15 protein-coding genes are annotated in these 14,352 nt (G+C 44.5%); all 15 read left to right on the forward strand.

Annotated elements, in window-relative coordinates; all coding sequences use genetic code 11:
- Positions 1–19 precede the first annotated feature (19 nt).
- The 15 genes from IGI66_RS00290 (at position 20) to IGI66_RS00360 (ending at position 14,306) form a co-directional block, all read left to right on the forward strand.
- Positions 20–1,081: a galactitol-1-phosphate 5-dehydrogenase gene (locus IGI66_RS00290; RefSeq protein ID WP_438846958.1), complete on the forward strand. Its 1,062-nt coding sequence runs from the start codon at positions 20–22 to the stop codon at positions 1,079–1,081.
- 15 nt (positions 1,082–1,096) lie between these two features.
- Positions 1,097–1,792, forward strand: coding sequence for an L-ribulose-5-phosphate 4-epimerase (locus tag IGI66_RS00295; RefSeq protein ID WP_086305965.1), 696 nt, complete (start codon positions 1,097–1,099; stop codon positions 1,790–1,792).
- Positions 1,793–1,817: 25 nt separating this feature from the next.
- Complete coding sequence (locus IGI66_RS00300; protein ID WP_301516221.1) at positions 1,818–2,000, forward strand: hypothetical protein; 183 nt, start codon at positions 1,818–1,820, stop codon at positions 1,998–2,000.
- Positions 2,001–2,026: 26 nt separating this feature from the next.
- Positions 2,027–2,872 carry a rhamnulose-1-phosphate aldolase gene (gene rhaD, locus IGI66_RS00305; protein WP_301516222.1) on the forward strand — a complete coding sequence of 282 codons (846 nt, stop codon included), beginning with the start codon at positions 2,027–2,029 and terminating at the stop codon, positions 2,870–2,872.
- Entirely contained in the window at positions 2,865–3,893 is a 1,029-nt protein-coding gene (locus IGI66_RS00310; protein WP_438846960.1) for an NAD(P)-dependent oxidoreductase, read from the forward strand. Before rhaD ends, IGI66_RS00310 begins: the two co-directional genes overlap by 8 nt.
- 137 nt (positions 3,894–4,030) lie before the next feature.
- Positions 4,031–4,831, forward strand: a complete 801-nt coding sequence (locus IGI66_RS00315; RefSeq protein ID WP_314579836.1) for an SDR family oxidoreductase — start codon at positions 4,031–4,033, stop codon at positions 4,829–4,831.
- A 19-nt stretch (positions 4,832–4,850) separates the two neighbouring features.
- Positions 4,851–6,692, forward strand: a complete 1,842-nt coding sequence (locus IGI66_RS00320) for a BglG family transcription antiterminator (protein WP_438846962.1) — start codon at positions 4,851–4,853, stop codon at positions 6,690–6,692.
- 39 nt (positions 6,693–6,731) lie between these two features.
- The gene (locus tag IGI66_RS00325; protein ID WP_438846964.1) at positions 6,732–7,211 is read left to right on the forward strand and encodes a transcriptional regulator GutM; all 480 of its coding nucleotides are present in this window, start codon (positions 6,732–6,734) and stop codon (positions 7,209–7,211) included.
- Positions 7,212–7,214: 3 nt separating this feature from the next.
- On the forward strand, positions 7,215–7,775 hold the full coding sequence (gene srlA / locus IGI66_RS00330; protein ID WP_010782188.1) for a PTS glucitol/sorbitol transporter subunit IIC: 561 nt from the start codon (positions 7,215–7,217) through the stop codon (positions 7,773–7,775).
- Between the two features lie 42 nt (positions 7,776–7,817).
- Positions 7,818–8,822 carry a PTS glucitol/sorbitol transporter subunit IIB gene (srlE, locus tag IGI66_RS00335; protein WP_010782187.1) on the forward strand — a complete coding sequence of 335 codons (1,005 nt, stop codon included), beginning with the start codon at positions 7,818–7,820 and terminating at the stop codon, positions 8,820–8,822.
- A gap of 21 nt (positions 8,823–8,843) precedes the next feature.
- Positions 8,844–9,197 carry a PTS glucitol/sorbitol transporter subunit IIA gene (locus IGI66_RS00340; RefSeq protein WP_086305958.1) on the forward strand — a complete coding sequence of 118 codons (354 nt, stop codon included), beginning with the start codon at positions 8,844–8,846 and terminating at the stop codon, positions 9,195–9,197.
- A 366-nt stretch (positions 9,198–9,563) separates the two neighbouring features.
- Positions 9,564–10,790 (forward strand): S-methyl-5-thioribose kinase, encoded by a 1,227-nt coding sequence (gene mtnK / locus IGI66_RS00345; RefSeq protein WP_438846967.1) that lies wholly within the window; start codon positions 9,564–9,566, stop codon positions 10,788–10,790.
- A gap of 35 nt (positions 10,791–10,825) precedes the next feature.
- Complete coding sequence (locus IGI66_RS00350) at positions 10,826–11,881, forward strand: S-methyl-5-thioribose-1-phosphate isomerase (RefSeq protein ID WP_438846968.1); 1,056 nt, start codon at positions 10,826–10,828, stop codon at positions 11,879–11,881.
- Positions 11,882–11,893: 12 nt separating this feature from the next.
- Complete coding sequence (locus IGI66_RS00355; RefSeq protein WP_314579821.1) at positions 11,894–12,535, forward strand: L-fuculose-phosphate aldolase; 642 nt, start codon at positions 11,894–11,896, stop codon at positions 12,533–12,535.
- 520 nt (positions 12,536–13,055) lie between these two features.
- Positions 13,056–14,306 (forward strand): NAD(P)H-dependent oxidoreductase, encoded by a 1,251-nt coding sequence (locus tag IGI66_RS00360; protein ID WP_086305954.1) that lies wholly within the window; start codon positions 13,056–13,058, stop codon positions 14,304–14,306.
- Positions 14,307–14,352 lie beyond the last annotated feature (46 nt).

Raw genomic sequence — 14,352 nt, forward strand, 5'->3', positions numbered from 1 at the left:
TAGAAAAGGGTGAGAGAGTATGACAGAAAAGATGAAAGCCAGCGTTTTAGTAAAGCCTGGTGTGTTGGAAGTGCAAGAGGTAGAGGTGCCAGAAATCGGTGAGGAAGAAGTGTTAGTCAAAGTCGCTTACGCGGGAATCTGCGGCTCAGATGTACCCCGCGCAAACTTAGAAGATGGTGCAAGAATGTACCCGCTCATTTTAGGACATGAATTCAGCGGCACGGTAGATCGGGTAGGATCACGCGTCACTAAAGTTCACGTCGGAGACAAGATCGCTGTTGCACCACTGATCCCAGATCCTAATTCTGAATATACAAAAGAAGGATACTATGGTCTCAGTGATAATTATAACATAATCGGTACTGGCAGTAATGGTGCCTTTGCAGAATACGTGAAAGTCCCGGAAGCCCATTGTGTCATCATGCCGGAGGAGTTGGACCTGTTGTCCGCAGCAGGGGTAGAGCCGGCGACGATCAGTTGGCACGCGATGCAGCGCGCAAATATGAAGGTCGGGGATACCGTTGCGGTTCTTGGCTGCGGCCCGATCGGACAATTTGCGATTCAAATCGCGAAAATATTTGGCGCGAAAAAGGTGATCGCTGTTGATATTTTTGATGAAAAATTGGCTTTGGCAAAACAGCTGGGGGCAGATGTGATCATCAATAGCAAAGAGCAAGATTTGGAAGAAGCAATCAAAGCAGAAACAGGATTAGGGGTACACGTAGTGATCGAGACAGCCGGCAGTAAATTTACGCAAAAGCAGGCATTGTTGATTACCCGCAAGCATGGAACCGTCGTATTAGTGGGAATCTCCCATCAAGATTTGCCGTTATCCGAACAGGAAGCCGAGCGGATCATGCGCGCGGAATTGACGATCACTGGTTCGTGGAATTCTTATACAGCGCCTTATCCAGGGCGTGCATGGGAAGCGACATTAGAAGAAATGTCGAAACATCGGATCAAATTCAAAGAGATGGTCAGTCATGAGATCACGATGGCGGATTTGCCGAAGGTATTGCCTAAAATGTTTAAACGTGAGCTTGCTTATAACAAAATCGTTGTTGCAGTCAATCCAGAGTAAAAGGGGACCGAATCCATGTTAGAACAATTAAAAGAAGAAGTGTTTCAAGCCAATCTAGCTTTACCGAAGCATGGCTTAATTAAATATACTTGGGGCAATGTCAGCGCTTATGATCCCGAGACAAAGTATTTTGTGATCAAACCTAGCGGAGTCAGTTATGAAGGAATGAAGGCTTCGGATATGGTCGTGGTCGATCTTGATAACAATGTGATCGAAGGAGAATTGAATCCCTCCTCTGACACGCCGACTCACGCGGTTTTATATAAAGAGTTCCCAGAAATCGGAGGGATCGTACACACGCACTCGACTTGGGCGGCGGCTTGGGCGCAATCTGGTCTGGATGTACCCGCAATGGGAACGACTCATGCGGATACCTTTTATGGCTCTGTTCCCTGCGCGCGGTTTTTAAGTCAATATGAAATCGATGAAGGCTATGAGCATGAAACGGGCTGTGTCATTATCGAGACCTTCAAACAGCGTGAGATCAAGCCGCTAGAAGTTCCAGGAGTCTTGCTTCACGGGCATGGGCCATTTACTTGGGGCAAGGACGCCCATAGTGCCGTGATGAACGCGGTGGTATTGGAAGAAGTCTGCAAAATGAACCTGTTGACGCGCCAATTAAATTCGTTTGCGGAGGAACTGCCGCAACGTGTACTGGACAAACATTATTTGCGTAAGCATGGTGCGAATGCGTATTATGGGCAAAAATAAATAGTGAATGGAAAGGAGGATTGCAATGATTAGCGAGTTGCTTGTATTGATCGGATTGGCCTTTTTTATCAAACTCTTTTTTGATGGTGCTAAAAAACTGGTTATTGGCACGAATGGAGATGTTGTTAAGAGCAAAACGTATTGGATTCATGGTGGGCTAGGAGTGGCTTTTCTGATCGTCGCCCGGCTAATTACGATCCTCCTTTAATCATTTAAATAACGGAGGATGAGAAAATGAAACTTCATGAGATCAGCCAAGCGCCCTTTATCCGCGAAATGTGCGAAGCCACTAGCCAGCTATGGGCTTACGGCTGGGCAGAGCGGAACGGCGGGAATATCAGCTACCGGTTGCCACAGGAGGAAGTTCGCTATTATCTCAATACTGACCAAATTAAAAAAACAGTAGCGTTAGATTTTACTGTCAAAAGTTTGGCCGGAGAGTTGTTTCTCGTTTCAGGATCAGGCAAGTATTTTAAAAATATCTATAAGAATCCTGCCGATAGTTTAGCGATCATTCGCATAAATGCGAAAGGGGATAAGTATGAGCTGCTGTGGGGATTGGAGGGTGGCGATTTGCCAACAAGTGAATTGGCATCGCATCTCCAATGCCACGCCGTTCGCCTCGCGCAAGATCCTGCACATCGGGTGATCCTGCACACCCATGCCACAGCGATATCGGCGATGACCTTCATTCATGATTTGGATGAACTGAAATTTACGAAAACGTTATGGCAGATGATCACCGAATGTTTAGTCGTCTTTCCAGATGGTGTCTCCGTGGTACCATGGATGGTGGCAGGAACCCGCCAATTAGGCGCCGCTTCAGCAGAAAAAATGCAGCACGCTAGAATCGTCGTTTGGCCGCATCATGGGATCATGGGTGCAGGGCAAACGATGGACGATGCGTTTGGCTTGGTCGAAACGGCAGAAAAGGCTGCAAAGATCTATTTAGAAATCTCCTCAACCAGACAAGAAATCAAACAACGTATCTCAGACCAACAGCTTTTAGACTTGGCTAAAAAGTTTCACGTGAAACCGAAAGCAGGGGTATTGTTGGAAGAAGGCGAACAAAATGACTAATATCGTTGTGATCGGAGACCCTTTTGTCTCCGCAGATTCATTAGCCGAAGCAGCGAAAGGCTTGTCGCTTCCCCAACCCATAACTATCCAGACGTTTGAGTGGCAGGCAGGAAAATCTCGTTCCGCATTTCGCGAGGTGATCAAACAGTTGGAACAGGAAGGGCCGAATGGTTTTGAATGGTCTCCAGAGGTACTGACAGCGGCATCGGAGGCAGACTGCTTGTTGGTACATTTGGCACCTGTTTCACAGAAATTACTGACCCATACGACAAAGTTAACGATGATCGGCACGTGTCGTGGCGGATTGGAGCACATTGATTTAGAGGCCGTAAAGGAACTAGAGGGACTTTCAGTAATTAATGTGATCCGTAATGCCGAGCCTGTGGCTGATTTCACGATTGGCTTGATGTACGCAACGGTAAGAAATATTGCTGCTTCTGCGATTCAGGTTAAGAAGGGCGAATGGCCGCAAAATTTTTCCAATGATGCGTATAAAACCTCTTTTTCGAATTTAAAAGTCGGGTTGGTCGGCTTAGGACATATCGGGAAAATCGTTGCGAAGCGTTTAGTTGCTTTAGGGATGGATGTCAGTGTTTATGATGCACTGTTGGATCAAGCTGCATTGGACAAGGAAGGCTTTCGTATCAAATGGAAGCCGTTAGAGGAAATATTCAGCGAATCAGATGTGGTATCGCTGCATTTGAGGGTCGTACCAGAAACGCAGAATTTAATTGATCAATCGTTGCTAAAACTGATGAAACCAAGTGCCTATCTGATCAATACGGCTCGACCAGATATTATCAATCGATCGGACTTGATCGCGTGTTTGGCAACGAAACAAATTGCTGGGGCAGGTCTAGATGTTTTATGGGAAGAGCCGGCGGCAGCCGATGATCCGCTGCTGAGATTAGACAATCTCCTCGTCACCTCCCACATTGCAGGGGATACGATCGACGCCATCGAACGGTCGCCGCAGCTGTTACAATCAGAAATCAATCGTGTATTGAAAAAGCGTGAGTAGAATGTCTACTCATGCTTTTTTTGTTCACTTTTCACAAATTAGTACACCTTTTTTTCAGACGAATAAAAAAAGAGCGTATTAATCATTTGTGGAAAGCGCTTTATACTTGGCGTGTAATTAAGAGGAGGGAACACAGAATGTCAGATTGGTTAGACGTTGCAGGAAAAAAAGTGATCGTTACAGGCGGTTCTTCAGGAATTGGTGCCAGTATTATTGATGAATTGCTGGGTCAGGGGGTCGTTGTTGCGAATTTTGATCTTCAGCCTGGGAAAGTCGCGCATGAGAATCTTCATTACTTCCAGACAGATATTTCAGATCGAAAACAAGTAGAAGAAAATGTCGCGAAAGTCGAGGAGGCGCTCGGTCAAATTGATGGATTGGTGAACAACGCTGGAATCAATGTTCCTCGCTTGTTAGTGGATGAGGAAGATCCCCATGGCCCGTTTGAGCTGTCAGATGCCGTGTTTGACAAAATGTTGGCGATCAACCAAAAAGGGTTGTTTCTAATGACACAAGCAGTCGCACGAACAATGGTGAAAAATCAAGCAGGGGTGATCATCAACATGTCCTCAGAATGCGGTCTTGAAGGGTCAGAAGGACAAAGCCCCTACGCAGCTACGAAGGCCGCGGTAAACAGCTTCACACGTTCGTGGTCAAAAGAGCTAGGCAAACAGGGAATCAGAGTAGTAGGGATCGCCCCTGGAATCATGGAAGAAACAGGGTTAAGAACAGAAGCTTATGAAACAGCGTTGGCCTACACGCGTGGAATCACGGTGGAGGATCTTCGTAAAAATTACGACAAAACAACGACGATCCCCTTGGGAAGAAGTGGAAAGCTCAGTGAAGTCGCGGATCTAGTATGCTATTATTTATCTGACCGGTCTAGCTATATTACAGGTGTTACAACCAATGTTGCCGGAGGGAAAACACGAGGATAAAAGAAGGTGGGGGGATGAGATGGCATTGATCAATCGCTGGTATCAATTATTGCAGCAGTTTATGACTCATGATCGTTTGAGTTTGAATGAATTGCAAAAAATAACGGATACGAGCCCGCAAACCACCAAAAAGGCTATTCAATTGTTGAATGATCAAATGGAACATATTGCCATGATCGAAGAAATCGACCATATTTATTCATTGAAAATCATGGATTCTAAACAGTTCTCAGAAATCATGAATGGCAGTTTAAAACAACAAACGGATTTTAATTCGAGTACGAAGCGTATCGCGGTATTGATTGATTGCTTTATGCAGCAGGAAGGCTATGTGGTCATTGATGATTTGTCAGAAATGCTGGGTGTCAGTCGATCAACGGTCAATAAGGATCTGCGGAATTTGAAAGCCATTCTTTTAAATTATCAAATTTCTTTAATTGGTACACCTAACAAAGGATTGCGGATAGCTGGTGCAGAAGCACAGTTGCGTTTACTCTATTTGCAGCATGCCTATGATTATTTGGAGCAGCCGGCGTTAAGTGACGAGCTGTTGCAGCGTATCGATGAAATCGCGTTAGATAAGAAGCTGGATTTTCGGACGTTGGGTCTGCTGCAAAAAACGATCGTTCTGACGATTCAGCGGATCAAAAAGGGGCATCCGTTGATTCAGGCAGTTCCGTATTACGTCAATTATTTTTCGGAAGATGATTTGCTGGATGAGTTGTTTGTCAGTTTGGCGACCGACTACAGTCTGACGATCAGTCAATTTGATTTTGACTTTCTCTGTTTCCCGTTGAATATTTTCAATAATAATCTGGTGTCCGAAAGCAAGGCGGACAATCCAGAAGTCAAGGTCTTGTTTCAATACATGATGAACCAAATCAATGCGGCAGTCATTATTCATTTGGATCAAGAGCAATTATTCAACAACATCCGTGCCCATTTTATGTTTTTGATCAACCGTCTTATTTTTCAAATCGAGACCTATGATATTTTTCGGGAAGAATTCAAGCAGAAGCACGCCTTTTCACATGAGCTGGCGGAATTAGGGATTTCGGCATTGACGACGTTTTTGCAAAAGCCAACGCAACAGTCGGAGCTTTCCTACTTGGCGATCTATTTTGAATTGGCGTTAAAATCAGACGCGCAACCGAAGATGAAGGAAATCGCCGTTGTCTGCAATACCGGCAAGGGAACAGCGTTGATGATCAAGCGACAGTTAGAAACTGTTTTAGGGCCCAACATCCGAATCGCCCATTATTCCGAAGAAGAATATGAGACAAAGGATTTGGATCGTTATTTCGCTGTATTTACGACGATTCCCTTGAAGCACACGAAAGCAACGACGGCGGTGATCAAGCTGACGGATCTATTCAATGAAAACTGGCTTTTAAGTGAATGGAAACGGATCGTTGCCTCAAAGGCCGCCGCGTTTGAACACATCCAGTTTTCTTTTGAAGACTTAGATAGCAGAAAATCGTATGAAGAGAACCTCGTTGATTTGTTAGAGAAGCTTGTTGCCAACGGACAGATCGAGGATGCTTTCAAGGACTACATTTTGACAAAGGCGCAGGAAGAATCGGCGGTGATCGATAACGGCATTGCCTTTCCCCATGGGATCAATCGTCAAAGTGAGGAAATTCTAGTGACGATCGGCAGCTATCCGGCAGGAAAATCCGTTGAAGAGATCGAGCTTGTTTTTCTAGTCGCAATTCCAGAGAATCTGACGTTGGCAATGGAAGATGAACTGTTAAGCTTTTACGACACGATTTTTGTGATTTCTTCTAATGAAGAATTGCGGGAGCAGGTCAAAGGAATCACCAGCAAAGAGGAATACCGCCAATTATTGGTAAATGGATAGTCGCGTACAAGGAATGGCTCAGAAGGGAGCGGACAAGAGATGAACATCTTTGTTTTAGGAGCAATTGCAATTATGGCTTACGGGCTTCAAATTTTTTTAGGAATGAAGCAGATCAAGAATTTTAATACCGTTTATATTCGAATGAAACGCAAAGGAAAAGTAGCAATCGGGCGACGCCCAGGGAAAATCGCTTCAGGAACGATCTTATTACTAGGCGTCGACGCTGAGGGGATCGTGCAAGAAGCGGAAATGATGCAGGGAATCTCGATCTTGGCAAGTTTCAAAGCACGTCCGCAATTTGTAGGAGTGGATATCCATCGGCTATCTGAAGCGGCATTTTTGGTAAAGGAAAATAAGCTTACTCGCCAAGCGGCGGCGAATGCACAGAAAATTTATTTAGACGTAGAAAAAGGAAATCATCAAGACAAAGCGCCAGTATCACCTATTTTCAACATAGGGAATCAATTGTCACTAATGAAATTGTCAATTCAAACTAAATTTGCAAAAAGGAGCGTTTAAAAAATGGATTATATTACAAGTTTCGCGGAAGGCTTCATGAGTCTTTTTCAAACAGGGGCCGAAACATTTATCAGTTGGATGACAGGGATCGTTCCTGTTGTGTTGATGCTGATGGTCGCAATGAACACCTTGATCGCCTTTCTAGGAGAAGAGCGGGTCACGAAAGTCGCAAAAGTATCCTCAAGAAACCCAGTAACTCGTTATCTCGTACTTCCATTTGTTTCAGCCTTTATGTTAGGGAATCCGATGTCCTTTACAATGGCGCGCTTTTTGCCAGAATTCTATAAGCCAAGCTATTACGCAGCGAATGCACAATTTTGTCATACTAGTAACGGTGTTTTTCCTCATATCAACCCAGGAGAGCTGTTCGTTTGGATGGGGATCGCACAAGGGATCACACAATTAGGCCTGAATTCGATGGAACTAGCGATTCGCTATATGTTCGTTGGGCTGGTCATGAACTTTATCGGCGGATGGACGACTGACTTTACGACTGCACTTGTTTGTAAACAGCAAGGCATTCAATTAAGTAAAACAGCCGATGACGTCGCAGTTACAGAATAGCTGAAAAAATAAGTACGTTAAAAAGAACTAGGAGGAGCAAAAATGGCTTATAATAGTATCAAAATTGTAAAAGGTTCAGGCGGCTACGGCGGGCCTTTAGTGATCACACCAACAGAAGAAAAGCATAAATTTGTTTATGTGACAGGCGGCGGGGACAAGCCGAGTATTGTTAATAAGATCGAAGAATTAACTGGGATGGAGTCGGTCAATGGCTTCAAAACATCGATCCCAGACAATGAAATCGCTTTAGCTATCATTGATTGCGGCGGCACCTTACGCTGCGGGATCTATCCTAAAAAGAATATCCCCACAGTAAACATTGTACCTACTGGAAAAAGCGGCCCATTGGCACAGTACATCCATGAAGATATTTATGTTTCGGCTGTCGGTGAAAACCAAATCATGTTAGCCGATGAATCGGAAGCGGCCAGCAAGCCCGCATTCGTTACGGAAGAAAAGCCTGAGCGTGAATTCAAATATTCAACAGATAAAAAGATTACAGAACAACGGGCGGAGCAAAAAAGCTTTATCGCGAAAATCGGGATGGGTGCCGGAAAAGTCGTAGCAACCTTCAACCAATCCGCACGTGAAGGCGTGCAGACGATGATCAATACCGTGATTCCCTTCATGGCCTTCGTATCACTGCTGATCGGGATCATTCAAGGATCAGGCATCGGAACGGTGTTTGCGAACTTGATGAAACCGTTGGCGGGAAATGTTTTCGGTTTGATCATTATCGGCTTTATCTGCTCGCTGCCATTTTTATCACCATTATTAGGCCCTGGAGCAGTTATCAGCCAAATCTTGGGAACCTTGATCGGTGTTGAGATCGGTAAAGGAAATATCCCGCCGCAATTGGCACTGCCAGCGTTGTTTGCCATCAATACACAAAATGCTTGTGACTTTATCCCAGTAGGTTTAGGGCTAGAAGAGGCGGAAGCAGAAACCGTTGAAGTCGGTGTACCTTCTGTTTTATATTCACGTTTCTTAAATGGTGTGCCGCGTGTAGTTGTTGCATGGTTAGCAAGTTTCGGATTATACAGTTAAAAATGTTTGGAGAGATGAAAGATGATTTTTGAGACGCAAGTGACGAACATTGGACCAGAAGCTGAGATGTTCCAGCAAGAGAAAATGCTGATCTTTTTCGGAGACGACGCCCCGGAGACGTTAGCAGATTATTGTTACAACATCCAATTGACGCCCTCCACGGATGAGATCACAGCAGGAATGACCTTCTCCTTCGATGATCAGCTTTACAAAATCACAGCAGTCGGAGACGTCGTAAAGAAGAACCTCGATGATTTAGGTCACATAACCTTACGCTTTGACGGCTCTCAAACCGCAGAGCTGCCAGGAACACTATATGTAGAAGAAAAAGAAATGCCCACAATCACCGTCGGAACAAAGATTGCGATTCATTAAGAACATTCACCAAAAAGTTGCATTTAACTCGTTTAAATGTACACTTTTAGGTGAGTGTTTTTTTGTCAGTTTCTCTTCACGCGTATGCGTGACTAGAGAAATGATAGGCGTGACGAGAATGACATCATTTTTCGGTTTTTGAAAAATGATTTCCTTACTTCGGAGGTAGCTGCGAGTGCCGCTTTTCACAGTTCGTTAGAGGAGAAGCCTTTTCTAAATGCTTAAACATAAAAATGAAGGTGCATGTTTAGCGGAATCGTATGCGTAGGAAAATACGATTATTTTTCACGCTTTTCGAAAAATAAATACCGCTAACTGAACTAGCTGTGAGCGAACCAGCAAAATTTAAATGAATGAGGCGATACTATGAAACATACACCCAAAAAATCGGAGGATTATCAGCAGCATTTTCTAATGGACCCGCACATGGTCAAGCGCTATGTGGTTGAAAAAATCGGTGCGTTTCCGTCTGATGCGCCGTTAACAGTGACGGAGATCGGGGATGGCAACATCAATTATGTTTTTCGTGTGGTGAACGAGGCGACACAGGAAAGCCTGATCATCAAACAGGCGGATCGTGTGCTGCGTTCTTCGGGCCGTCCATTAGACATTGATCGAAATCGGATCGAAGCGGAGATTCTTCAGCTGCAAAACACATTGGCGCCGCAGTTCGTGCCAGAAGTGTATTCTTACGATCCCAAGATGCACGCCTTGGCTATGGAGGATGTCTCGGATTATCAGAATATGCGTTATGAATTGATCGAAAAGAAGACCTTTCCTAATTTTAGTGAAGAGATCGCAGATTATTTGTCACGGACGTTGCTGCTGACAAGTGATCTTGTGATGGATCGTAGGCTGAAAAAGCAGCAGGTCAAGGAATTCATCAATCCAGAAATGTGCGATATCAGTGAAGACCTAGTTTTTACTGAACCCTATGATGACTACAAGCAACGAAATATTTTGACTGAAGGCAATGAAGAATTTGTGGCAGATACTCTTTATATGAATGAACCGCTGCAGGTCGAAGTCGCAATGCTGCGGGACAATTTCATGAATCATGCACAATCATTGCTGCATGGGGACCTTCATACGGGTTCGATTTTTATTAATCAAAAAGGGTTGAAGGTCATTGATCCGGAGTTTGCTTTTTACGGGCCAGCGGGCTATGATATCGGCAATATTCTAGCCCATTTGTATTTTCCGATGGTCAAAAATCTATTTGATCCGACAGTAGATCAAGCATTCCATCAATGGAGCAAACAGACGATCAGCGATGTCTACGATAAGGTAAAACTAAAGCTGTCCGCTCTTTACGACGAAGCTGTGACCTTTTCGTTGTATAAAAATCAGGTGTTCAAAGACACAATGATCCAGGAGATAGTGACGGATGCTGTGGGTTATGCTGGAACAGAGATCATCCGCAGAGTTGTCGGAGATTCAAAGGTAAAAGAACTCGCTATGATTGCACCAGAGAAAAAAATCGAAGCGGAACGGGTATTGATCAAGCTGGGCATCCAGCTCATCATCAATCGGCAGCAGGTTACTAATGGAAGTCAGCTAGTAGCTGGTATCGACGAAGGAACCCGTCGCTAAAAAAGATCAAGAGAATAAAATAGAAGGTGAAGAAGTTGGAAAGACAAGATTATACAATGCCAACGCTTTTGCAATATGAACACGTTGCCTGGTACGAAGACGGAAAGGTTCGAATTTTAGACCGTCGTATCTACCCAACTCGGCTAGAGTATGTCGAGTGCGAGACGCATCAAGCGGTGGCGCAAGCTATCACGGACATGGTGACACAAAGTGCGGGTCCCTACACTGCGGCAGGCATGGGGATGGCCCTTGCAGCAGAAGAGAGCAAGGGATTAGGACATAAAGAACAGCTCGCTTATTTGAAAAAAGCCGCGTCGACCATTGCGAATGCCCGTCCGACAACGGCGAACCGGATGACATTGATCACAGAAAAATGCGTCGCTGTGGCAGAAAAAGCACTGGAAAACAAGGAAGATCCGACAGAAGCAATCAAACAAAACACGATCGATTCCTTAAATCGCCGCTATTTCACGATGGCTCAAGTAGCCAAATACTTGATTGAAAAAATCCCTGATAATGGGACGGTACTGACGCAATGCTTTGGTGAAACCATTATCGGAATGCTGCTGCGTGAAGCGATCGAACAGAAAAAAACGCTGCGGTTCTTTTGTGCAGAGACCCGTCCGTATCTTCAAGGAGCTCGGTTGACAGCTAGCTGTTGTGAGGAAATGGGATTTGATACCACCGTTGTCTCTGACAATATGATCGCGTACCTGATGTCACACGAGAAGATCGACCTCTTTACCTCGGCGGCGGATACGATTGCTCAAGACGGCTACATCGCGAATAAAGTCGGGACGTATCAAATCGCACTCTTGGCGCAGCATTTTGGTGTTCCGTATTTTGTTACCGGCATCCCTGATACAGACAAAGCAAGTCATGAAAGTATCAAGATCGAGATGCGTGATCCGGCGCAGGTCATGGAACTGAACGGTATCAAACATACATTAGAAGGTGTCAAAGCAATCTATCCTTCTTTTGATATCACGCCGCCAGAACTGATCGGCGCTGTCGTGACGGACCGTGGGATCTTTTCACCCTATGATCTGAAGCGGTACATCAAGGAACAGCCTGAAAATAATTTTTATTGATAGGAGTATACGATGAAACATCAAAAAGAACGTGAGCAGATCGTCGAGTACGGTAAAAAACTCATTACAGAAAAGTTAACAACGGGAACGGGGGGCAACATTAGTATCTACTTGCCTGAAGAAGAAGCCCTGTTGATCAGTCCAAGCGGCATTCCTTATTTTGATACAAAGCCTGAAGATATCGTATTGATGGATCTTCAGGGCAACGTACTGGAAGGCACACGCAAACCCTCCAGCGAATATGAGCTGCACAGTATCTTTTATAGCAATCGCCCGGAGGTTCGGTCCGTTGTGCATACACATTCGGAATATGCAACGACCTTTGCCTGCCTCCAGCAAGAGATCGAGCCGCTGCACTATATTATCGGTTCTGTTGGGGAAAAAGTTCGCTGTTGCGACTACAAAACTTTTGGCACGCGTGAGCTGGCTGAAGAAGCCTTCAATTTTATCCACAAGGACAACGGAATCTTATTAGGAAATCATGGGGTGTTGACGATCGGTCCAGATCTTTCCAGTGCCTTTGGTGTCGCCAAGGACATAGAGTTTTTGGCAAAACTGGACTATCGTGCCCGCTGTATCGGCACGCCAAAACTATTAAATCAAGAGCAGATGAAGGAAGTCTTGGAGAAATTCGAGACATACGGGCAACAATAATAGGAACCGCAACGTTGGCGTGAGCCGATGGTGCGGTTTTATTTTTCCTCTAAGGTAAGAGGGAGAAGGAAGAAGTTTTGGCAGTTCAAAAATTCACAATATAAAAAAGAAACATCTACTTTTTAATTGGTCTAAGTGCTATCTGTTGAAACGGCTTCCAATTGTTAGTGAAAAACTTCTCATACGATTGTGAAGAAGCATTCAATTTAAGTGGTTTACCTTAAAGATAGTTGGTTCTCGATTTGTTGATTTATTTAATCATTAGTTATTTTAAGAATGTGCATAGAATACGATAGTTTCTTTCACAGATTTTCCTTTTAATAACTATTATCATTTGGTTGCTTATATATCACGTTTTTTACGGAATTCAATTCTTCATTCACATATGTTCCAATTGATAGAAAAAGATACTTTGTGAAAAGAAAGCGTTGACATGTTGTTTTACGATGTTATACTAAAAGTGTTTTAAGGCATATGTCAAAAGCTTTGTCATATGTCAAAAAAGTATGGAGGGGTAATAATGACACTTTATGGGAAGCTTTTGGAAAGAGAAAAAAATGGTGCACCGATCAGAGTTGGGGTAATTGGTGCAGGTCAAATGGGTTTTGGAATGATTGCTCAGATCTCAACGATTCCGGGCATGGCAGTGACAGGGATCAGTGACATTCACAAGGAGGCAGCGCAGCGTGCGGCAGATGCTTACAATGCCAGTGCAGAGAAGAAAGTGGACATCCTGGTCAGTTCAGATTTTAAAGAAATTATTCATTCAGACAAGGTAGAAGTTATTGTGGATGCGACAGGTGTTCCAGAGGTAGGTGCACAGATTTCATTAGAAACGCTGCTGGCGAAGAAGCACATCGTTCTATTGAATGTGGAAGTAGACATCACGATCGGGCCATTGATGAAAAAAATGTATGATTCTGCGAACTTGGTCTATACAGGTTCTGATGGCGATGAGCCTGCAGCAACGACCGAATTGTTCGAATTTGCCAAGAGTATGGGGATGGAAGTCCTTGTTGCTGGTAAAGGGAAGAATAATAAATTGAAGGTAGGCGCGAATCCTGACACTGCCCAAGCAGAAGCGGATGCCAAACAAATGTCTAGCCATATGCTGGCTGCTTTCCAAGATGGCACGAAAACCATGGCGGAGATGAATCTATTGTCTAATGCGATTGGTTTTGTTCCTGATAAGGTGGGCATGCACGGGATCAGCGGAGATGTTGATTCTGTCGTGAAGGATCTTGATTTGAAAGAAAATGGCGGTGTTTTAAGCAAGTATGGCGTCGTTGAATATGTAGACGGCTTGGCTCCAGGGGTATTTGTCATCGTCAAAGGGCAAAATGAAGGGGCTCGTCATGAGTTGAGCTATTTGATGAAGAAGGGGGATCGCGATCACCACATCTTGTATCGTCCGTATCACTTAGCAAGTTTAGAAACACCGATCACGATCGCCAAAGCTGTACTGAATCATGACCATGCGATCGTGCCATTAGGTGCACCGATCTCAGAAACGGTGGCTGTAGCGAAAAAGGATATCAAAGCCGGTGAGAAAATCGACGGCATCGGCGGGTATTGTGTTCGCGGCGTACTGGAAACGCATGAAGATCTAGTCAAAAATAATAATGTACCGATCGGTTTAGTGGGCGGCTCTTCTGTTGCGAAGCGCGACATCAAAGACGGAACATTCTTGACTTATGAAGATATTGAGATTGATGAATCAACCACGGTTTATCGTTTACGGAAGCTGCAAGATTCAACATTTGGTGACTAGAAAAGAACGTTGGAGCAGGTGGGGAAGCTCGTTTCCTCAGCTGCTT

The organism is Enterococcus sp. AZ048 (genome assembly GCF_051715125.1).
Taxonomy (GTDB): domain Bacteria; phylum Bacillota; class Bacilli; order Lactobacillales; family Enterococcaceae; genus Enterococcus_A; species Enterococcus_A gilvus.

Bases quoted from the DNA above. Each gene is read 5' to 3' on its own strand.
- IGI66_RS00290 (WP_438846958.1), top strand. From the start codon at position 20: ATGACAGAAAAGATGAAAGCCAGCGTTTTAGTAAAGCCTGGTGTGTTG.
- IGI66_RS00295 (WP_086305965.1), top strand. From the start codon at position 1,097: ATGTTAGAACAATTAAAAGAAGAAGTGTTTCAAGCCAATCTAGCTTTA.
- IGI66_RS00300 (WP_301516221.1), top strand. From the start codon at position 1,818: ATGATTAGCGAGTTGCTTGTATTGATCGGATTGGCCTTTTTTATCAAA.
- rhaD (WP_301516222.1), top strand. From the start codon at position 2,027: ATGAAACTTCATGAGATCAGCCAAGCGCCCTTTATCCGCGAAATGTGC.
- IGI66_RS00310 (WP_438846960.1), top strand. From the start codon at position 2,865: ATGACTAATATCGTTGTGATCGGAGACCCTTTTGTCTCCGCAGATTCA.
- IGI66_RS00315 (WP_314579836.1), top strand. From the start codon at position 4,031: ATGTCAGATTGGTTAGACGTTGCAGGAAAAAAAGTGATCGTTACAGGC.
- IGI66_RS00320 (WP_438846962.1), top strand. From the start codon at position 4,851: ATGGCATTGATCAATCGCTGGTATCAATTATTGCAGCAGTTTATGACT.
- IGI66_RS00325 (WP_438846964.1), top strand. From the start codon at position 6,732: ATGAACATCTTTGTTTTAGGAGCAATTGCAATTATGGCTTACGGGCTT.
- srlA (WP_010782188.1), top strand. From the start codon at position 7,215: ATGGATTATATTACAAGTTTCGCGGAAGGCTTCATGAGTCTTTTTCAA.
- srlE (WP_010782187.1), top strand. From the start codon at position 7,818: ATGGCTTATAATAGTATCAAAATTGTAAAAGGTTCAGGCGGCTACGGC.
- IGI66_RS00340 (WP_086305958.1), top strand. From the start codon at position 8,844: ATGATTTTTGAGACGCAAGTGACGAACATTGGACCAGAAGCTGAGATG.
- mtnK (WP_438846967.1), top strand. From the start codon at position 9,564: ATGAAACATACACCCAAAAAATCGGAGGATTATCAGCAGCATTTTCTA.
- IGI66_RS00355 (WP_314579821.1), top strand. From the start codon at position 11,894: ATGAAACATCAAAAAGAACGTGAGCAGATCGTCGAGTACGGTAAAAAA.
- IGI66_RS00360 (WP_086305954.1), top strand. From the start codon at position 13,056: ATGACACTTTATGGGAAGCTTTTGGAAAGAGAAAAAAATGGTGCACCG.